General features: G+C 70.3%; 17 protein-coding genes. 11 read left to right on the top strand and 6 right to left on the bottom strand.

The window, feature by feature from the left end:
* Positions 1-16: 16 nt before the first annotated feature.
* Positions 17-664: a cysteine dioxygenase gene (locus WME96_RS11645; RefSeq protein ID WP_437290222.1), complete on the bottom strand. Its 648-nt coding sequence runs from the start codon at positions 662-664 to the stop codon at positions 17-19.
* 428 nt (positions 665-1,092) lie between these two features.
* On the opposite strand from WME96_RS11645, the gene WME96_RS11640 reads away from it, so the two are divergent.
* From WME96_RS11640 to WME96_RS11600, 9 genes are all read left to right on the top strand, one after another.
* Positions 1,093-1,530 carry a hypothetical protein gene (locus tag WME96_RS11640; RefSeq protein ID WP_437290221.1) on the top strand — a complete coding sequence of 146 codons (438 nt, stop codon included), beginning with the start codon at positions 1,093-1,095 and terminating at the stop codon, positions 1,528-1,530.
* 15 nt (positions 1,531-1,545) lie between these two features.
* The gene (locus WME96_RS11635) at positions 1,546-2,034 is read left to right on the top strand and encodes an N-acetyltransferase family protein (protein ID WP_437290220.1); all 489 of its coding nucleotides are present in this window, start codon (positions 1,546-1,548) and stop codon (positions 2,032-2,034) included.
* Positions 2,035-2,049: 15 nt separating this feature from the next.
* Positions 2,050-3,426: a GNAT family N-acetyltransferase gene (locus WME96_RS11630; protein ID WP_437290219.1), complete on the top strand. Its 1,377-nt coding sequence runs from the start codon at positions 2,050-2,052 to the stop codon at positions 3,424-3,426.
* Between the two features lie 441 nt (positions 3,427-3,867).
* Complete coding sequence (locus WME96_RS11625; RefSeq protein WP_437290218.1) at positions 3,868-4,938, top strand: hypothetical protein; 1,071 nt, start codon at positions 3,868-3,870, stop codon at positions 4,936-4,938.
* Positions 4,939-4,985: 47 nt separating this feature from the next.
* Positions 4,986-5,543: an RNA polymerase sigma factor gene (locus WME96_RS11620; protein WP_437290217.1), complete on the top strand. Its 558-nt coding sequence runs from the start codon at positions 4,986-4,988 to the stop codon at positions 5,541-5,543.
* Positions 5,540-6,286, top strand: a complete 747-nt coding sequence (locus WME96_RS11615; protein WP_437290216.1) for a hypothetical protein — start codon at positions 5,540-5,542, stop codon at positions 6,284-6,286. The genes WME96_RS11620 and WME96_RS11615 overlap by 4 nt, the downstream gene beginning before the upstream one ends.
* 62 nt (positions 6,287-6,348) lie before the next feature.
* A complete protein-coding gene (locus WME96_RS11610; protein WP_437290215.1) occupies positions 6,349-7,362 on the top strand; it encodes a fibro-slime domain-containing protein in 1,014 nt (337 codons plus the stop codon).
* A gap of 599 nt (positions 7,363-7,961) precedes the next feature.
* On the top strand, positions 7,962-10,031 hold the full coding sequence (locus tag WME96_RS11605) for a hypothetical protein (RefSeq protein ID WP_437290214.1): 2,070 nt from the start codon (positions 7,962-7,964) through the stop codon (positions 10,029-10,031).
* Between the two features lie 194 nt (positions 10,032-10,225).
* Positions 10,226-10,942 carry a Uma2 family endonuclease gene (locus tag WME96_RS11600; protein WP_437290213.1) on the top strand — a complete coding sequence of 239 codons (717 nt, stop codon included), beginning with the start codon at positions 10,226-10,228 and terminating at the stop codon, positions 10,940-10,942.
* Between the two features lie 69 nt (positions 10,943-11,011).
* Here WME96_RS11600 and WME96_RS11595 read toward each other — a convergent pair whose 3' ends face one another.
* Entirely contained in the window at positions 11,012-12,157 is a 1,146-nt protein-coding gene (locus tag WME96_RS11595) for a LacI family DNA-binding transcriptional regulator (RefSeq protein WP_437290212.1), read from the bottom strand.
* Positions 12,158-12,439: 282 nt separating this feature from the next.
* Here WME96_RS11595 and WME96_RS11590 point away from each other — a divergent pair, with 282 nt between their 5' ends.
* Positions 12,440-13,948 (top strand): L-fucose/L-arabinose isomerase family protein, encoded by a 1,509-nt coding sequence (locus tag WME96_RS11590; protein WP_437290211.1) that lies wholly within the window; start codon positions 12,440-12,442, stop codon positions 13,946-13,948.
* 41 nt (positions 13,949-13,989) lie between these two features.
* On the opposite strand, the gene WME96_RS11585 is transcribed toward WME96_RS11590, so the two are convergent.
* The 4 genes from WME96_RS11585 to WME96_RS11570 all read right to left on the bottom strand — a co-directional run bounded on the left by WME96_RS11585 (position 13,990) and on the right by WME96_RS11570 (position 17,589).
* Entirely contained in the window at positions 13,990-15,228 is a 1,239-nt protein-coding gene (locus WME96_RS11585) for an RNA polymerase sigma factor (protein WP_437290210.1), read from the bottom strand.
* Positions 15,229-15,246: 18 nt separating this feature from the next.
* A complete protein-coding gene (locus WME96_RS11580) occupies positions 15,247-15,681 on the bottom strand; it encodes a DoxX family protein (protein WP_437290209.1) in 435 nt (144 codons plus the stop codon).
* Positions 15,682-15,763: 82 nt separating this feature from the next.
* A complete protein-coding gene (locus WME96_RS11575; protein ID WP_437290208.1) occupies positions 15,764-16,120 on the bottom strand; it encodes a YciI family protein in 357 nt (118 codons plus the stop codon).
* 221 nt (positions 16,121-16,341) lie between these two features.
* Positions 16,342-17,589 (bottom strand): cytochrome P450, encoded by a 1,248-nt coding sequence (locus WME96_RS11570; protein WP_437290207.1) that lies wholly within the window; start codon positions 17,587-17,589, stop codon positions 16,342-16,344.
* 170 nt (positions 17,590-17,759) lie between these two features.
* Here WME96_RS11570 and gdhA point away from each other — a divergent pair, with 170 nt between their 5' ends.
* Positions 17,760-19,109, top strand: coding sequence for an NADP-specific glutamate dehydrogenase (gene gdhA, locus WME96_RS11565; protein ID WP_437290206.1), 1,350 nt, complete (start codon positions 17,760-17,762; stop codon positions 19,107-19,109).
* Positions 19,110-19,248 lie beyond the last annotated feature (139 nt).

The raw sequence follows: 19,248 nt of genomic DNA, 5'->3' as shown, positions 1-19,248 counted from the left end.
GCGGCGCCGCCGCGCTTCAGCTCGCCGCGTGCGAGCTCGCCAGGCCCTCGCCGCTTGCGGCGCGATCGTGGCGGGCAGCCTCGGAGAACGCACCAGCGGACCGGATCCCCGGCAGCATGCACCGGATGAGCGAAGGAGCATCCCAGGGGAGCCACGCACCGCAGCTCCCGTCCACCATCAAGGTCCGCTGATGGTTGATGTCGTACACGATCATGTGATCGATGGGCCCGGCGTAGAAATGGAGCGTGACGAGCGGCTCGCGCTCGCCGGCGTCTCCCATGGAGTGGACGAGGCCGGACTTGACCTCGAGCACGTCGCCGGCCTTCACCCGCTCCTCGCGGACGAGGCACAGGCCATTATGCCGCACCTGCCATTGCCAGTGGATCGCGGCGCCGCGCACGACGCGCACGGCCCCCTCCGAGCCGCCGTGATCGTGGGGCGCGCACGGCGTCCCGCGCGTCCAGGTCGCCAGCATGACCTCCGCGTGCTCGGTCTGGAGGAGAACCCGACGCCCATAAGGGTGCGTCGGGTCCTCGGTACAGAGCGGGTCCACCTCGTCGCTCGGAAACTCGTCGCCTGTCATGACCCTCCGGAGCAGATCCATCGAGGGCCGCGTCCTCGCGAGCTCCTGATACCGCGCAACAAAATGCTCGTTCAGCGACATAACAACTCCGTTCACAGTAGACAAGTCAGCCCACCCAAGAATCGCCCCCAACTGCTGCTATGGACGGGACGTCGTGTGCCGCAACTCTCATGCGGTCCCCTGGCGCACGCAACACGGTTAACACTAAAATACAGACGATACTTATTCGCAGCAGCGCAGCGACTTCACGATTCTTAACCTTTCGCCATCAACGCACTTTTCAGCCACAAGAAAACGATAGCTTCGATCCTCGCGCGGTCAGGCGCGATCACGCGGACATGGCCTCCTGCGACCACAAAAGCGTGGACAAGGGTGGCTGAGCTCAGTAGGGTTCTCTCGCCCTGTCGTGAGGCGCCGTCTCTTCGACGCACGGCCACACGGCGCTTCGATTCACCATGACTTCCGTGTCGCTACCCTGCGTGTCGCGCGAGGCTGAACAGGAACCTGGCATGTCAGCACCCACCGTCCGACAGCCGGCAGGCGCGAGCGCTCGTCCCCTGATCACCGCGCTCGCGTCGGCGCTCGGTTACGGCCTGTGGGCGGCCGCGTGCAACTGGCCGCACGGCGGGACTCCGGCGGTCCGGGCCGGCCTCACCCAGGGGTGTCTGAGCTTCGCGGCGACGCTCTCGATGGTCCTCCTCCTCGAACGGCTCTTTCGCCTGGGGAGGACCCCGCTGCAGGGCTTCTTCGCGGCGTCCCTCGGCACCACGCTGATCGGCGCCTCGGCCATGTGGGGAGTCCACGCCCTCACGGGGACGCCGAACATCCTCGCGACGGTCGCGCCGTCGGTGTCGATCGGGACGATCTTCTTCGTGTCCTACGCCTGGGGCCTGCTCGTCTCTGCCAGGAGAGAAGCGGCTCCACGGCCGGACCGGCGGGCAGCGTAGGAAAGGGGGCAGGACGTGGCGACCATCCGAAAGGCGCAGCCAGGCGACGTCGACGCGATGACCGGCATCTACAACGAGGCGATCCGCGCGCGCGAGCTCACCTACCACACAGGCGAGCAGGCGGCGGAGCAGGTCCGCCGCTGGCTGTTCACGACCGAGGCGTACCCCGCCTGCGTCGTCGAGGAGGACGCCCGCGTCGTGGGGTGGTCCGCGCTGGTCCGGTTCCACGAGCGGGCGGCGTACGCGCCGACCGTCGAGATGTTCACGTACGTCGCGCCGGCGCACCGGCGCCGCGGGCACGGGAAGGCGCTCGTCGCGCGGATGATCGACGCCGCGAGGCGCAACGGCTTTCACTCGGTCGTCGCGCTCGCCCTGTCGAGCGATCCCCTCGTCCCCTGCTGGATCGAGCGCGCCGGCTTCACGAAGGCCGGGTACCTGCGGCTCCCGTCAACGTCGTCAGATCGCCTCGCGGAGGTCACGGTACTCCAGGCGATGGTGTCCTGAAGAGGAGCATCGAAGATGATCCGGCAGGCGTCCACGGAAGACGCAGAGGCGATCGCCCGTATCTACAACCAGAACCTCGACGAGCAGGGCTTCGCCAACTGCGATCTGACCCCTCAGACGGCGGAGTACCGGCTCAAGGCGATGCGGGAGGGCGGGGATCGGTACCCCACCTTCGTCTCGACGTCCGACGACGGCCGCGTCCTCGGCTGGTCGTCGCTGAAGCGGTGGTCCACCAGGCCCGATATCGCCGACGTCGCCGAGATCGCGGTCTACGTCGACCGATCGAGGCGCGGGAACATCGTCGGGGCGCAGCTCCTTTGCCACCTGCTGGGCGCGGCGCGCGAGCGCGGCTTCCGCTCGCTCATCTCCATCGTGCTCGGCAGGAACGTGACGAGCTTGCGGGGCGTGCTCGCGGCGGGCTTCGCGGAGGTGGCGCGCCTGCGCGAGGCGGCCTTCCTGCGCGAGCAGTGGGTCGACATCGTGTGGCTTGAGAAGGATCTCACGGTCCCCGACAGCGCGGAGCTGGCGCGTCACCTGGCGCGCTTCGCGCCGCGCAAGGGGCAGGAGGGCGGAGGAATCATGATGCAGAATGGCGAGACGGGGTCGTACGAATTCGGGGCGTTTCGCGACAATGACGTCGAGCTCGGGCGCCTCAAGCATCAGGCGCGCGTGGGGATGGCCCTCGAGCGCGCCGTCTGGGCGAAGCTCGGCATCAAGCCAGGCATGAGGGTGCTCGACCTGGCGTCCGGGCCCGGGGTGGTGAGCTGTGAGCTGGCGAGGGCGGTCGCCCCCGGCCACGTCGTGGGCGTCGACGCGAACGATCGATTCATCGCGATCGCCCGCGCCGTGCAGCAGGAGGAGCAGGTCGAGAACCTCGAGTTCCGCCGGGGGAACGCGTACGAGCTGCACTTCGAGGCCGGCTCGTTCGACGTCGTCTATGCGCGCTTCCTGTTCCAGCACCTCGACCAGCCGCAGCGGGCGCTCTCGGAGATCTTCCGCGTCCTCCGGCCCGGCGGCATGGTGTGCGTGGGAGACATCGACGACGGGTGGCTCATGCTGCACCCGGAGCCGGCGCGGTTCCCGGCCTTCGTCGCGAAGGCCGCCGCCGCGCAGCGCGCCAAGGGAGGAGACCGGGCGATCGGGCGCAAGCTCCACGGCCTCTTCAAGGCCGCCGGGTTCGCGGACGTGCGAAGCAGCGTGCTCCCGGTGACGAGCCAGGATCTCGGGCTCAAGAACCTCCTCGACATCATCACGGGCTTCAAGCGGGAGCTCATCCCGGCGAGCCAGATCGAGGAGGCGGAGCAGGACCTCGCGAACGTGTACGCGGTCGCGAGCGACCCGGATGCCTGGGGCGCCGTGGGCGTGTTCTACGCGGTAGGCAAGAAGCCGTAGAACGGAGCGGCCGGGTGAGGCGCTCCCGAGGGCGAGGCCCGGCGCCGTCATGGCCGATGGCCTCACGGGTCCCCCCGAGAGAAACATAGTTGTAAAATTCCAGCACCCCATCGGCGAGCGGGTGCCGCGGGGCCCGGGCGTCGGCATCGCCAGCGCCCACCGAGACGCACCTACCCGATGCGACCTGCGCGCGCGAGGAGCGCGCCGAGACGGGATGAGGAGCCCCGCCCGTCGAGCCTTCTCCACCCCGCGCTTCTCGTGTACACGCGAGGAAGGCAGCCAGCAATGGCAGCGTAAATTGGTGTGACTTGCCGCCCCCCCGGGTGTACACGACCGCGCTCCGATTGGCACGTGAGCTAACATCTCCGTCATGACGCGCCGCTCCGCACGAAGTCGCTCCGTCGCCCGAAGGACCGCCGAACAGCCGGCGAGGAGCACGCGATGACGAGCGCGGGGGGCGCGCGCGCGCTGGTCGCGGTCGTCCTCGCGGGCGCGGCGATGGCGCCGGCCGGGGCGCGCGCGGAGGAGTGCGACCTCGCGGCCGCGGACGTATCGTGGGCGCGCCTCGAGGGGGCGGAGGCCCAGTGCCCCTCGGCGTCCCAGGTCCGCGCCGAGGTCTCGCGCCGGCTCGGGCGGGAGCTCGTCACGACGGGCAAGGTCACCTCGATCGAGGCCGTGGTGCGCGGGCAGCCCGGGGCGTGGTCGGCCCAGGTCCGGACCGAGGGGTGCGACGGCGCCCCCCCGACCGTCCGCACGATCGCCGATCACGGGATGAGCTGCGACGGGATCACGGCCGCGGTGACGCAGATCATCGTCCTCGCTGTCGATCCCGACGCCAAGCTCACCTCCCCCGACCCGCCGCCGCCGCCCGCCGAGCCGCCGCCGCGCCCCCCACCCCCGCCGGCGCCGCCCCCGGCGACCGGGAAGACGCCGGAGCCGCCGTTCCCCTGGCCGGCGGAGACCCGTGCGACCCCGCCGCCGCCCCCGCCGCCCCCGCCGCCCGTCGGGGTCTCGATCACCTGGCGCGGGCTCGCGTCCGTGGGCCTCGTCCCCTCCCCCGGCGCCGGCGTCGCCCTGACGGGCGCGTGGTCCGTCCTGCCGCGATGGACGGTGGAGACCGGGGCCCTGTGGCTCCCGGAGCAGCACGCGACCGACGCGACCTTCGCCTTCGGCCTCAGCGCGGGCTGGCTCGGCGCGTGCGTCGAGGCGGTCCACAGCGACGCCGTCGCCCTCGGCCTCTGCGGCCGCGTGCTCGCGGGCGCCGTCTACGCCGTCATCGACGAGGACGAGCGGTACGTCCCAACCGATCCCGGCGCGCGCGGGTGGGTCAGCGCCGGGGCGGGCGCGCGCCTCGGGATCCGCGTGGTCGGACCGCTGCGGATCGAGACGGGCGTCGACCTCTTCGCCCCCATGACGCGGTACAGCTTCCGGCTCGAGGGCGAGCAGCCGCCGCCCTTCGAGCAGCCGGCCGTCGGCGGCGCGGCGTTCGTGGGGGTCGGCGTCACCTTTTGATGAAGGATCCCCCGCCTGCCGGCATTCATCGAGCCGTGGAGCAATGCATGACCGCGGAGGTCCTCGGCAGCGCCAGGCAGCCGCCGCAGAACCTCGTCGCCCTGCACGCCGAGCACAGCGGCTTCGTGTGGGCCACCCTGCAAAGGTTCGGCATCCACCAGCCCGATCTGGAAGACGCTTTCCAGGACGTCTTCATCGTCGTCCAGCGGCGGCTCCCCTCGTTCGACTGGGCGTGCCCCGTCACGACCTGGCTGTTCGCCATCTGCCGGCGGGTCGCCGCCTCGCACCGCCGCCGCGCCCACACCCGGCGCGAGCGGCTCGGCGAGGTGGTCGACGACGTCCCGGACTCGGCGAGAGGCCCCGAAGAGATCACCTCCCAACAACAGGCGAGATTGCACCTCGAGGCGATCCTCGAGGCCATGGATCTCGACCGGCGAGCCGTGTTTGTCATGTTCGAGATCGAAGAGATGCCCTGCAACGAGATCGCGAGCCTGATCGGCGTCCCCGTCGGAACGGTCTACTCGCGGCTCCATGCGGCGCGCAAAGAGTTCGCGAATCTGTTAAAGAAGGCCGAAGCCGAGCGGGCGCGCAGGGGGAGGACATGAGCGATCCGAAGCGATGGATCCTGGACAGTGGGAGCGCCCCCGAGGGGGCGCGCGAGCTTCTCCTGGCCGCGTCGCGCCCTCGGCCGATGACGTCCGCCGAGTTCGCGCGCACCGCGGCCCGCGTGGCGCCGCTCGGGACGGCGAGCGCGGGCGCCGGGGCGACGCTGCCGATGTGGGTCAAGGGGATCTTCGTCGCGGTGGGCCTCGGGATCGGCGGCGCCGGGCTCTACCTCGCCCTCGACGACGGCCAGCGCGCCGGCGCCCCGGCGACCGCGGCGCAGCTCGCGGACCTGCCGCTGGAGGAGCTGCTCTCGCGCCCGAGCCGCGGCCTGTCCGCGCCGGCGCCCGCCAAGGCGGACCCCGCGCCGGCGCCGGAGGCGCCGCGCCCGGCCGCGTCCGTCCCGCGCCGAGAGCTGCCGAAGAACACCCGGCCGGCCGCGCCCGCGCCGGCGGAGGCCGCGGCGATCGACAGCGACGAGCTGCTCCGGGAGTCGAACCTCATCGACAGGGCCAGGGCGGCGGCGGCGCAGGACCCGGACGCCGCGCTCGCGGCGGTGAGCGAGCACCAGCGCGAGTTCCCGGCCGGGCGGCTCGCGGAGGAGCGGGAGTACGTCGCCATCCGCGCGCTGATGCGCCTCGGGCGCGTCGACGAGGCGCGGGCGCGCGCGGCGTCGTTCCTCGCGCGGTACCCGTCGACCTCCTACGCCGATCGGGTGAACCGGGCGGTCAGCGCCGCTCCCTGAAGAAAAGATGAGCCCGCCCGCGATCCTGTGAAGGATGGCGGGCTCAGCCGCATTCAGGGGGCGTGAGCCGATCGTCGACGCCCCTGCCCCGGCGCCCCGCGCCGCCCGGACGAGGATGTCCGCCCGCGCTCTGGGTCCTGCTCGCGGCGACGTCGACGCTCCCGCTCGCCGGGTGCTCGACCGACGTGGCCACGATCGGCCGCATCCCGCTCGGGGACGGCCAGCAAGACGGCATGTCGGTCGGCGGCGGCGCCGAGGCCAGCTCCGGGATCGGCAGCGTCGCGTCGAGCTCCGGCGGCGGCGGCGCCGAGGCGAGCTCCGGCGGCGGCGGCGCCGAGGCGAGCTCCGGCGTCAGCGTCGGTGCGACAAGCTCCGGCGTCAGCGTCGCGTCGAGCTCCGGCGGCGGCGCGCGCTGCGAGCGGCGGTTCGAGGGGAGGATCCGCGACTTCAGGAGCGCCGAGCGCGGCGGACACCCGGACTTCGAGGCGTTCGAGGATCGCGGGGGGCCGGGCCAGTCCGGCCTTGTCGAGGCGCGGCTCGGCCCCGACAGGAAGCCGGTCTATCGCAGCAACGGCACGCCGGACGTCCTCTCCGGGCCGGAGCGCTTCGATGAATGGTTCCGTGACGTGCCGGGGGTCAACGTCCCGATCCCGTACGCCGCCCCCGTCCAGGTGACGGAGCGCGGGATCGGCGTCCTCAGCGACGAGACGTTCTTCCCCATCGACGGCGAAGGCTGGGACGCCGCGTCGCGCGACGACGCGCGCCACAACTACGGCTTCACGTACGAGCTCCACATGACGTTCGAGTACCAGGCGGGAGATTTCCTCGTCTTCGCGAGCGACGACGATCTGTGGGTGTTCATCAACGATCGCCTGGTGGTCGACCTCGGCGGGGTCCACGAGCCCACCGGGACCACCCTCATGCTCGACGACCTGGCCAGGAAGCTGGAGCTCGAGATCGGGCAGCAGTACCCGCTCGACGTGTTTCACGCGGAGCGCCGCAGCCCCGTGTCGGCGCTGTCGTTCGCCACGCTGCTCTCGTTCACCAACTGCGATCCTATCGTGATTCCCGGCTGACGCCGCGCCGCCCGGGCTCGTCCCTCGCTCCGTGATGGGAAAGAAGTGAAACCCGATCGAGATCCAGAGGACACACAGCATCTTCGTTCTCTCCGCTGGTGACTCTGCGGTTCCCTCTCTCATGGAGCCGGGGACGAACCCGGGCGGCGCGGCGCCGCGGGCGCGCGAGGCGATCTCGCGCGCAGGACGCCCCCAGCGCGCGAATCGCGCAAAAGATGCTGGCCGGCGCGCCGCGGAGCGAACCATGAATAGAAAAGTCCAGATCGCTTGATTTGATCGCAAACCAGACTACCATCGCTGCTCGTGATCGCGCCCGGGGCGTCGCCGAAGAGAACGGCGCGCGGAGAGGCGCTCACAGGATCGTCCATCCCATGAATCGATGAGGCCATGCTGCCGTGGCAGCGTGGCCAGCGGCGATGCACGCCCGGATCGGGCGCGCGCGTCTCCTCGCTCCTGGAGCAGGGTCGCGGCGCGCTCGCGCGCTCGCCGCCATGGAAGCCGCTCCTTCGTCGCGCGCGCCGCGCAGCGCGGCTGCGCTCTCATCGTGGTCATTCTCAGGAGGTCTCATGTTCTCCAGGTCGTCGCGTTCGAGCAGTTCAGTGCGCACTCACTCCGATGATGCCTCCGCCGGCGCGTGGCGGAGGTCGCGGCACGCCGCGCTGATCGCGCTCGCGCTCTTGCCCGTCGCGTGCTCGGACGTCGGGCCGGACGGCGGGCCGGCGGATGTCCCGGAGGGCGACACCACCGAGGCCGCCCAGGCGCTCGCGCTGGACTTCGACATCGATCCGCGGAAGTCGCTCCTCGTCACGGAGACCGACGTCGTGGGCGCGTTCACGCTGGAGGAGGTGCTCCAGCAGCTCATCGATCAGGCGGGCGCGAGCGTCACCACGACGCCGCTCACGCTGTTCCGGCAGCTCATGAACAACCAGCGGCCGGGATCGAGCGACCCGAACAACATCGGCCCGAACTGCGATGATGAGCCGCCGAACGCCGCCGATCTGGAGCCTGTGGACGATCCTCCGGTCGGCTTGCCCCCCCTCGCGCCCGAGGAGAAGACCCAGACCGGCTCGATCAACGGCTGGCCCGTGTTCTGCCCCCGGACCGCGGACGACATCGACAGCGATCCGTTCGCCGATCCGGGCAGCGACAGCGCCTACATGGCCACGACGCTGGCGAACCGCTTCGACCTCGCGCCGCCGGACGGCGCCCATTGCGGCGAGTACCGCATCGTGTTCGCGAAGCGGTCGGGCATCACCAACGGCCTGAACCGCAACTTCATCATCTTCGAGGCGCAGCTCCCCAACCCGAACCCGAGCCAGGGGCGGCTCGGGTGCCTCCCGGTCGTCCAGTTCTGGGCCGACCAGTCGGACCCCGCGAAGAGCCCGGCGACGAGGGCGGCGGAGCTGCACGACTTCTACTTCGATGGCCTGAGCGGGTTCGAGCCCGTCGTTCACATCGATCACTACGGCCCCGAGGGAGGCCAGATCCGCACCAACGAGTTCGTGAGGCCGGGCGGCCTCCCGCTGAGCTCCTGGTCGCTCCGGCAGTTCGAGACGACGCACGCCGGTCCGACCGGCGGCTGGCTGCTCATCGCGCCCTCGTTCGTGTCGGACAACCCGGCCGGGAAGCTCTTCACGAGCGCGTCGGGCGATCAGCGCGTCACCGCCTTCCAGGGCACGTTCTTCCCCGGCGTGGTGGAGCGGCTCGCGGCCGCGGACGACATCAACCGCTTCGCGTACGGGGCGGCCGTGCCCAGCCAGCACGAGGCGGGCGAGAGCCTGATGATCCCGCTCCACAACAACTACCTGAACAAGTTCACCACGGCGCCGGCTGCCTTCAGGAACGGCATCCAGGCGAAGCTCACCGCGATGGGGAGCAGCTTGACCCCGGAGCAGCTCGTGGGGCGCGCGCAGTCGCTCGCCTGCGCGGGGTGCCATGAGCCCGTGAACGTCGACAACGAGTTCTTCAAGACGAAGCTGGACGAGAACGGCCAGCCCGTGCCCGACTTCGACGATCCCGAGAGCCCCCTCGACGTCGGCTTGCCCGAGAATCCTCTCCGGACGCTGGGGTTCACCCACACCTCCGAGCAGACCGAGCCGGTCGACGAGACGACGACCCGGGAGCGCTTCCGCATCTCGAAGATGCTCAGCGACGTGTTCCTGCCGTTCCGCAAGAAGGTGATGGAGCAGTTCCTCGTCAACAACCCGATCCTCGGGTTCGAGAAGCCGGGAGCGTGGACCTCGCCGCAGGCCCAGCTCTCGGTCCACACGGGCCGGGTCGAGGAGGGCATCGCCTCGCTCCAGGTGAAGACGCCGGCCTCGTTCAACGCGATCGTCAGCCCGAGCTTCAGCGCCGCGGGGCTCACGATCGGCGACAAGATCACGGTCGATCTCTTCGTGTCGCCCGCGCAGCCGAACCCGAGCTGGGTCGGTAACCTCGAGGTGCTGATCTCGATCCCGTCGGCCGGCATCAACAACCAGTGGGCCGGCAATGTCGCGCTAACGCCGCTCACGCGGGGGTCGTTCCAGAGGATCCAGTTCGCCTCGCTGCCGACGGGCACCAAGAACGCGCTGATCGCGGGGGCCAGCGACGTGAAGCTGCAGTTCAACTTCAACGTGACCAGCAATTCGGGGCCGTACTACCTGGACAACGTCCGGTTCGAGAACTGACCGCGGGCGGGCGCTCCTCGGAGCGCGCGCTCATGAAGAGGGCGCCGGCTCCCCCCGGCCGGCGTCCTCTTCCTTTTATTTTGTTCTGCAGGGGATCCCCCTTTCCGGCGCGGGTGCGCCCGGGCCCGACCGTTCGAGCTGCCTCGGCGATGGCCGCTCCGCACGGTAGGGCCGGGGGAGGCTATACTCCCCCCATGCAACGCGCCGCGCACGCGCGTCGTCTCCGTCACGTTCGCGCGCCCTCCCCGCTCCACTTCCCGGAACAGGCCCTCCTGCCGGAGACCAAGCGCCACCTCGAGATCAGGACCCTGCTCTACGTCGTGCTCAAGACCTTCTCGGATCGAGCGGCGATCGGCTCCGACCAGTTCGTCTACTGGTCCGCGTCGGATCCGAGCCGGTGCCTTGCGCCGGACGCCTTCGTCCGGCTCGGCACCCCGGACACGCCGTTCGGTTCGTGGAAGACGTGGGAGCGCGGGGCCCCCGAGCTCGCCGTCGAGATCGTGAGCGAGCACGACGCGGATCCGCAGACCTGGGCGGAGAAGCTCGGCAAGTACCACGAGCTCGGTGTGCTGGAGCTCGTCGCGTTCGACCCTGAGGCCGCGCCCGGGGAGCGGTTGCGGGTCTGGGATCGCATCGACGGCGATCTGGTCGAGCGGGTCGTCGAGGGGGAGCGCAGCCCGTGCACCGTGCTCGATCTGCACTGGGTCGTCGTCCCGGCCGCAGGCCTGCCGGCCGCGCTCCGTCTCGCCCGCACCCCCGACGGGGCCGAGCTCGTCCTCACCCCCGAGGAGGCGGAGCGCCGGCGCGCAGAGGCCGAGCGCCGACGCGCAGAGGCCGAGCAGACCGCCCGCGCGTCGGCGGAGCGGCGCATCGCCGAGCTCGAGGCCGAGCTGCGCCGGCGGGGCGGCTGACCGCGCGGACCGCTGGCCCGGCCCCGCGATCGGTGGTCGAGGCGACCGCGACTCCTACCAGTTCGCGTTCTATATGGATATCTTGTTCTTTCCGGGGCCGCCGCTCCTGGATCGCCGACATTCATCCGGTGAGCAGTCGTCTCTCCCCGCGCGTCCTCGCCTCTCGCTGCGCGGCACGTCCGATGTTCGCGCGGTGAGGCGCGGGGGGAGCAGGACCTCTCGCGCGACCTCGGCGCCTGCCATCCTTTTGAGGAGCAGCCGGACCGCTTCGCGTCCGATCGCGCCGACGTCCTGATCGACGGTCGCGACCGGATAGCGCAAGAGATCGGCCATCAGGATGTCATCGAATCCGACGACGTCGATCTCGTCGGGCACGGAGAGGCCGGCGGCGCGGATGCCCCGCAGGGTCCCGACAGTGGTGCAGAAATTTGCCGCGTAGACGGCCAGAGGTCGACGCAGCCGCTGGAGAAGCTCGACCATGCGCGTCTCGGCCTCTTCCGGGGTGGCCTCCTTCAACTCCTCGACGGCCGCCGCCTTGGCGCCGCTCCGCGTCAACTCCGCCCGGAACCCGTCGAGACGATGTCGGTAGGTGGGGATGTCGAGCGGGCCGCCGATGTAGACGAGCGACCGATCCTTGTGCCTGAGAAGGTGGCGGAGCGCCAGCGCCGACCCGGCGGCGTGATCGGTGCGCACGCACGGCACGTCGAGGTCCGGGACCGCCCGGTCGATCTGCACAAAGGGAAGTCCCTGCTCGTGCGCCGCGATGAGATCGCAATCCCCTCCGGAAACCGGGGACACGATGAGCCCATCCACCCGGGACTCGTGCACGAGCTGCAACGCGCGACGCTGGCGCCCCGCGTTACCGGCCAGGTGGCTCACCACGAGGGTGTAGCCGTGGAGCTCGGCCTCGCGCTCGGCGCCGACGGCTATCCCGGCCCAGACCGGGTTCGACAGGTCCTCGACGGCGAGGGAGATCGCGTACGATTTCTGCTCCCGGAACGCCTGGGCCATGGCGTTGGTCCGATAACCCAGCTCCTGGGCCAGCATCCGGACCCGCTCCACCGTGGCGGCGCTGATGCGAAATTTCGCATGCTTGCCCGTCAGGACGTGAGACACCGTGGTCTGGGACAACCCCAGGTGTTCGGCGATGTCCTTCATCCGGACCGGACGCAGACCGGGCACGTGCGGGGGGGCGGGGTCGTGGGGATCGCTCAAGCTCGGGCTCCCTTCAGCTAATTCGGATTAGCTGTTGACGCTAGCACGGACATGCATAGTCTTGAAGCGGAATACGCGGTCGGTGTTCGCGGTCCCCCGCGCGCGAGGGAGCCATGGCAGCGATTCCATGGATCCAGCGGGACTTTTGGCGAGGAGGCGCTCACTGCGTGAGTGAGCGCCGATCCGACAACACCTTGACGTTCACCGGCGGGCTGGAGCGGCCAGGTCATTCTGGCTCAAGCCCGTCTGCTGCAGGAGACGACAATGGCACGGAGGGAACCGGTGATCTTGGGCTTCATGGGCAACCGGGGCTTCTTTCCAACGGAGTTTGCGGAGGAGGGAGCGAAGGCCACCCGATCGGCTGTGGGCCGTGTGCTCGGCGAGCGCGTGCGCTACGTCGATCTCGGCAACGTGGAGACCTACGCCGACGCGCGCGCGGCCGCGGGCGTCGCCCAGCAGTACCGCCGCGCTCCCGACGGCGGCGGGGCCATTGGCGTCATCTGCTCGATGTACAATTTCTCCGATGAAAACGGGATCCGAGACTTTCTGCGGCTGGCCGACCTCGACGTGCCGGTGCTGCTGCACACCGAGCCTGACGCGCGCGGTCTGGGACGCATGGGACAGAATGGTCGGCGCGACGGGGCGTGCGGGCGCTTTTCGGCCGCCAACGCGCTCCGCCACATCGGCTACCCGTACACCCTCACGTCCAGGCATTGCGAAGCCGTGAGCTCGGCAGCCTTCGCGGACGATCTCCACGCCTTCTACGCGAGCTGCGTCCTGGCGTCGAAGTTCCGTCGCCGGGGCCGCGGCGTGCGCCTCGGGCTGGTGGGCTCGGGGCCCGACGCGTTCCAGACGGTCACCAACGTCTCCACCGAGCTGCTGGGGCACATGGGCCTGAGCACGGTCGGCCTGGAGTTGATCGCGCTCGATCGACAGATGCGCAAGGTCTCGCCGCGCGAGCTATCCGCTCAGCTGGAAGCGGTCTCCGGCTACATGGCAGCGGCCGACGTTCCGCGCGCCTCGCTGGAAGCGATCGCCCGGATGGGCGTCGTCTTCGATCGCTTCGTGAAAGAGAATGACCTCGACGGCATCGCGGTGCGCTGCTGGACGGAAATGCAGAAGTACCAGATTGGCGGTGAGGTGGGCGTGATGCCCTGCACCTGCATGAGCATGCTCTCGGACAAGCTCATTCCCGCCGCCTGCGAGACCGACATCGCGGGCTGGATGGGGATGTACATGCTCCAGTGCGCTTCCGGGCTCGTGCCGCTGCTGGGCGACTGGAACAACATGTACGATGACGCGCGTGAGGAGGTGGATCTCTTCCACTGCGGCGTCTGGGCCAGGAGCGTGATGCGCCCCGGCGCCCGCATCACCCGCCAGGAGATCCTGGCCACCCAGGCCGACATCGGCGCGGAGAACACCTGGGGCGCCGTCGACGGCGAGCTCAAGGCGGGCACCTGCGCTTTTCTGAGACCTTGCACCAACGCGCGAGAAGGCAGCGTGTTCCTCTACGGCGGGGTGGGCCGGGTCAGCGAAGAAGGCATCGACACGTTCGGCACGCGCGGCCGCATCCAGATACCGCGCATCCAGGAGCTCTTTCGCTATCTGACGCAGCCCGAGCGCGCGGTGGAGCACCACACCGCCCTCGTGGTCGGGACGCACAAGAACATCGAGCTGACGATGAAGGCGATTCGAGACGCGGTGCCCTACATCAATGCCCAGGCGGGCCTCAGCCGCAGCGGCCGAGCGCTGATCGATTTCTACGAGCACAGCCAGGTGGGCGAGCTCTGAGGCCGCGCCGCCCGGCGGCCCCCTGCCGAGGCCGACGCGCGTCAGCCCTCCTGTAGCGACGCCAGCAGTCCCCGGAGGTAATCCTTCACCGCCTCGTCGGTGGTGAGGCCGATGGCGATGGTCAGCGCCTCGGCGGCCGGGGCGGCGTCGCCGGCGCGGGAGAGCAGGTGACCCTTCGCGGCCCAGTAGGGCTGGTAGGAGAGCATGCGTTTGTCGGCCTCGAGCGGCGTCAGATCGGCGAGCGCCGCGCGCGGGCCGTCGACCTCGGCGCGCGCGACCGCGCGGTTGAGGATGACGACCGGCGAGCCCGTGCGCGCGAGCAGCTGGTCGTAGAGCGCGACCACCGCCCGCCAGCTGGAGATGCCGGTCAGGCGGCGGGCGACATGCGCGGACTGGATCGCCGCCTCGATCTGGTAGCGGCCGCTCGGGCCCGCCGCGTTCGCGCGACGCATGAGGCTCTCGGCGAGCGCGATCATCGAGTCATCCCAGAGACTCGTGTCCTGGTGTTCGAGCGGCACATAGGCGCGGGCCGCGTCGCGCCGGGCCGCGCGGCGGGCGGTGGTGTAGAGCATCAGCGCCAGCATGCCCTTGGCTTCGGGCTCGTCGGGGAGCAGGGAGACGACCAGCCGACCCAGCCAGATCGCCTCGTCGGCGAGCTCGGGTACGGCGTCATCGCCCATCTCGTTCCAGCCCTTGGTGTAGGCGGCATAGATCGCGTCGAGCACGGCGGCGAGGCGCTCGGGCAGCTCCTCCGGGTCGGGCACGCGAAAGGGAATGCCCGCGTCGCGGATGCGGGTCTTGGCCCGGACCAGCCGCTGTCCCATCGTGCCGGCCGGGACAAGGAAGGCAGCGGCGATGTCCTCGGCGGTCAGGCCGAGGATGGTCTGGAGGATCAGCGGCGTGCGCATGCCTTGCTCGATCGCCGGGTGCGCGCAGGCGAACATCAGGGCGAGCCGGCGGTCGGGGATCGCGTCCCGCTCGTCCGCCATCGCGTCGAGCTCGTCGCCGATGAGCTGCACCTGCTCGTCCCCGGCCTTGCGGGTCTGCCTTCGGCGGGCGGCGTCGGTCTGCCGCCGGCGCGCCGCGGTCAGCAGCCAGGCATCCGGGTTGTCCGGTACGCCGTCCACCGGCCACATCCGCAGGGCTGCCGCGAAGGCTTCGCCGAGGGCGTCCTCGGCGCCCGCCACATCGCGGGTGCGAGCGGCGAGGAAGGCGACGAGGCGGCCGTAGCTCTCGCGCGCCGCGCGCTCGGCGGCTCGGGCGGCTTCGTCCGCGACCATCAAACCGGACTTCTCCCTTCAGGCGGCGGTCGACGATGTGCCCGAGGCCAGGCTCCAGCGCGAAGCGACCGATGCATCGCGGCAGAGCTTCCGGCTCGCCGGTCGAAGCGCCCACGAGGCGACCGCAAGAGCCGCGAAGCCGAGCGTCACCGCGACGTGCCACGCGGCGCTGTGGCAAACCAGGTGGGACACGGCGGCGCCCGTCATGTTGAAGACGATGCCGGCGTAGGCCCACTCCTTGACCCTCGGGAGTCCAGGCGCCAGCAGCGCCAGCGACCCGAGCAGCTTCCATACGCCGAGGATCATCACGAAGTACACGGGGTAACCGAGCTGCTTCATGCCGTCGATCGTCTCCGGCCGTTGCGCGAGCTCCGAGAGGCCTCCGCTGGACATCGCGAACACGAGGATCCCCGTCGTCATCCAGTACGCGATCGACTTCGCTGTCGCCTTCATGGTTCACCTCTCGTTTGAACGTCGCCGCGCTCGCGCGCCGCGGGGCGCCGCGCGCGAGGCGGAGCTGCCTCGTCCGCGACCATCAGCGCTTCCAGCCCGCCTGGGCGTCCACGATCGGCCGGATCTCGATCGAGCCGTACTTGCTCGAGGGGCAGCGCTTGGCCCAGACGATCGCCTCGTCGAGGCTCGGAGCTTCGATGATGAAGTAGCCGGCGAACTGCTCCTTCGTGTCGGCATAGGGGCCGTCGAGCACCTCGGTCTTGCCGTCGTGCCGGCGCACGGTGGTCGCTGCGGAGCTCGGCTGCAGCCGCTCGCCTGCGGAGCAACCTTCGGCCTTATCGAGCGCCTCCTTGAACGCGCCGTACTCGGCCCCGAGCTCCTTCTGAGGGGCCGCGGCGAGGGCGGCTTCGTCGTGGTGGATCAGCATCATGAATCGCATGTCCTTCGCTCCTTGACGGAACTTCATGTCCCGATGCCCCCATGACGCGCGAGCCTCGACGATTTCTACCGGCCCCCAAAAAAAATCGCCCGCCGCACCTGGGCCACGCGGGAAGCCCGTGCCGGGCGCGCTCGGGTGCCGTGGGAAGCCCGATACCGCTGTTGGCTCCATCACAATGCCGTCCTGCCGGTGAGGTCAAGGATCGCGCGGGGCCGGTGTCTTCAGAGCGCTCGGGACGTCGGCACGTCCCACGCGACGTGCAGCGCGGTCGGACCGCGGTGCACGAGGTTGGGCACGTACGAGGGCGGCGCGTCGCCGGCGAGGCGCGCGCCCCGCAGGCGTCGCGTCAGCTCGTCGAGCGCGATCGAGCCTTCCATGCGCGCGAGCTGCGCGCCGACGCAGAAGTGCGGGCCGCGCCCGAACGCGAGGTGCGGCCCGGCCGCGCGCTCGAGATCGAACCGCTCGGGGTCCTTCACCCCGGGCAGGTCCCGGTTGGCGGATCCGAACAGCACGAACACCCGCGCGCCGCGCGGCAGGGCCACCCCGCGGATCCGGCAGTCCTCGCTCACGGTGCGCGTCATTCCCTGCACGGGCGCGTCGAAGCGCATGGCCTCCTCGAGCACGCCGGGGATCACCTCCGGCCGATCGCGCAGCGCCTGCCAGGCGCCAGGCGCGCGCAGGATCGACACGAGCGCGTTGCCGATCATGTTCGTCGTGGTCAGGTGCGCCGCGAAGATCAGCACGCACAGCGTGCCCACCAGCTCCTGCGTGTCGAGCGGGCTCTCGCCCTCCGCGCGCGCCTCGATGAGCTCGGTCACCAGATCATGGCGAGGGTTCGCCCGGTGGTCCTCGACGAGCGCGCGCAGAAAGTCGCGGTATGCGACGATGCTGCGCGCCAGCTCCGCGCGCTGCTCCTCGGGCAGGAAGCCCATGAGGAACATGGTCTCGTCGTCGCACCACCGCTTGACCTGCTCCATCTCCGAGAGCGGGATCCCGAAGAGCTGGCTGGTCACACGGATCGGCAGCGGCGTGGCGAGGCGCGCCATCAACTCCGCGCGCCCGTCCTGCTCGAACCCGCCCACCAGCTCGCTCGTGATCGCGCGGATGAACGGCTCCATCCTCGCCGCGAGGCGCGGCCCCGCGAGCGCCTTGCTCACGAGGCCGCGCACCCGCGTGTGGACCGGCGGATCGCTCGACAGGAGCGGATAGACGCCGCTCCGGTCCTTGCCCAGGATCGCCAGCAGCTCGGGCGAGGGCTCCTGCATCGGCGCGAGGACCTGCGCCGAGCTGAAACGCACCGGATCCTTGACCACGGCCGCGACGTCCTCGTGACGCGACACGAACCACATCCCGAAGCTCGGGTTGAACACCACCGGCGCATCGCGCCGGAGCTCCTCGAAGAGTGGATAAGGGTCCTCCAGGTGCGGGGGAACGAGGTGGTTGAAGGCGCGGGTGGTCTCGTTCGACATGTCGCGGTGCTCCGGGCAGCGGCTGCTTCTGTCGGCCTGCGTCAAATTACGCTGTATCAGCAATCTAACACCGATACTACCCGAGGGGTGGGCTGCATACTCCAAACGATCGGGCGCGATGGCGACGACGACTGGACCGCGCGCCGCGCCGGTGTATACCCCCCCTCGACATGGTGCATTTGGACGAGAAAGTTGAGCTACTCTTCGCGCAAATCGTTCGCCGCAACCCCGGCGAGTCGGAGTTCCACCAGGCGGTCCGTGAGGTCCTCGAGTCCCTCGGCCCGGTGCTCTCCAAGCATCCCGAGCTGACGCGCCACAAGATCATCGAGCGCATCTGTGAGCCCGAGCGCCAGGTGATCTTCCGCGTGCCGTGGGTCGACGACCGCGGCGAGGTGCAGCTGAACCGCGGCTTCCGTGTGCAGGTGAACAGCGCGCTCGGTCCCTACAAGGGCGGCATCCGCTTCCACCCCACGGTCTACCTCGGGACCATCAAGTTCCTCGGCTTCGAGCAGGTCTTCAAGAACGCGCTCACCGGGATGCCGATCGGCGGCGCCAAGGGCGGCGCGGACTTCGACCCCAAGGGGAAGTCCGAGGGCGAGATCATGCGCTTCTGCCAGAGCTTCATGACCGAGCTCCACCGCCACCTCGGCGAGTACACCGACGTGCCGGCGGGCGACATCGGCGTGGGCGAGCGCGAGCTCGGGTACATGTTCGGGCAGTACAAGCGCCTCACGAACCGCTACGAGTCGGGCGTGCTCACCGGCAAGGGCCTCGCGTGGGGCGGCTCGCTGGTGCGCAAGGAGGCGACCGGCTTTGGCGCCGTCTACTTCGTCGCCGACATGCTGCGGGTGCGCGGCGAGAAGCTCGCAGACAAGACGTGCGTCGTGTCGGGCTCGGGCAACGTCGCGCTCTACGCCGGCCAGAAGCTGGAGCAGCTCGGGGCCCACGTCGTTGCGTGCTCGGACTCGAGCGGCTACGTGCACGACCCCGACGGCATCGATCTCGCGCTGCTCAAGCAGGTGAAGGAGGTCGAGCGCGCTCGCATCAGCGAGTACGCGACGCGGCGCGGCCGGCGCTCGCGCTTCGTGCCGGGCGGCAACGTCTGGGAGGTGCCGTGTCAGATCGCCCTCCCCTGCGCGACGCAGAACGAGCTGAACGCGCGCGACGCGGCGCTGCTGGTGAAGAACGGATGCCGCGCCGTCGCCGAGGGCGCGAACATGCCCACCACGCCCGAGGGCGTGCGCGTCTTCCTCGAGTCCGGGGTGGCGTTCGGCCCCGGCAAGGCGGCGAACGCCGGCGGCGTGGCGACCTCGGCGCTCGAGATGCAGCAGAACGCGAGCCGCGACTCGTGGTCGTTCGAGCACACCGAGAAGCGGCTCGCCGAGATCATGACGAACATCCATCGCACGTGTTACGACACGGCGGAGGAGCTCGGCGTGCCGGGCAACTATGTGGTGGGCGCGAACGTCGCGGGGTTCCTGCGGGTCGCGCGCGCCATGATCGCGCTCGGCGTGATCTGACGGCGGGCCGCGGAGGCGGCCAGTCGGGATTCCCCACCACCTGCTACTGACGTCCCGTCGACAGCGCGCTCGACTGCTCGCCAGGGTCGGCGCGCTCGACCACCTCGCGCCGAGCGAGGACATCCGCTCGGCCGCGTGG

This window comes from Sorangium sp. So ce406 (assembly GCF_051474675.1).
In the GTDB taxonomy this organism is placed as follows: Bacteria; Myxococcota_A; Polyangia; order Polyangiales; family Polyangiaceae; genus Sorangium; species Sorangium cellulosum_G.
This window is presented reverse-complemented; position numbering and strand designations above follow the sequence as displayed.

Coding starts and splice junctions, on each gene's coding strand:
- WME96_RS11585 (WP_437290210.1), bottom strand. CDS start 15,228: ATGGTCGCGGACGAAGCCGCCCGAGCCGCCGAGCGCGCGGCGCGCGAG.
- WME96_RS11620 (WP_437290217.1), top strand. CDS start 4,986: ATGACCGCGGAGGTCCTCGGCAGCGCCAGGCAGCCGCCGCAGAACCTC.
- WME96_RS11625 (WP_437290218.1), top strand. CDS start 3,868: ATGACGAGCGCGGGGGGCGCGCGCGCGCTGGTCGCGGTCGTCCTCGCG.
- WME96_RS11615 (WP_437290216.1), top strand. CDS start 5,540: ATGAGCGATCCGAAGCGATGGATCCTGGACAGTGGGAGCGCCCCCGAG.
- gdhA (WP_437290206.1), top strand. CDS start 17,760: ATGGTGCATTTGGACGAGAAAGTTGAGCTACTCTTCGCGCAAATCGTT.
- WME96_RS11630 (WP_437290219.1), top strand. CDS start 2,050: ATGATCCGGCAGGCGTCCACGGAAGACGCAGAGGCGATCGCCCGTATC.
- WME96_RS11570 (WP_437290207.1), bottom strand. CDS start 17,589: ATGTCGAACGAGACCACCCGCGCCTTCAACCACCTCGTTCCCCCGCAC.
- WME96_RS11645 (WP_437290222.1), bottom strand. CDS start 664: ATGTCGCTGAACGAGCATTTTGTTGCGCGGTATCAGGAGCTCGCGAGG.
- WME96_RS11580 (WP_437290209.1), bottom strand. CDS start 15,681: ATGAAGGCGACAGCGAAGTCGATCGCGTACTGGATGACGACGGGGATC.
- WME96_RS11600 (WP_437290213.1), top strand. CDS start 10,226: ATGCAACGCGCCGCGCACGCGCGTCGTCTCCGTCACGTTCGCGCGCCC.
- WME96_RS11640 (WP_437290221.1), top strand. CDS start 1,093: ATGTCAGCACCCACCGTCCGACAGCCGGCAGGCGCGAGCGCTCGTCCC.
- WME96_RS11575 (WP_437290208.1), bottom strand. CDS start 16,120: ATGCGATTCATGATGCTGATCCACCACGACGAAGCCGCCCTCGCCGCG.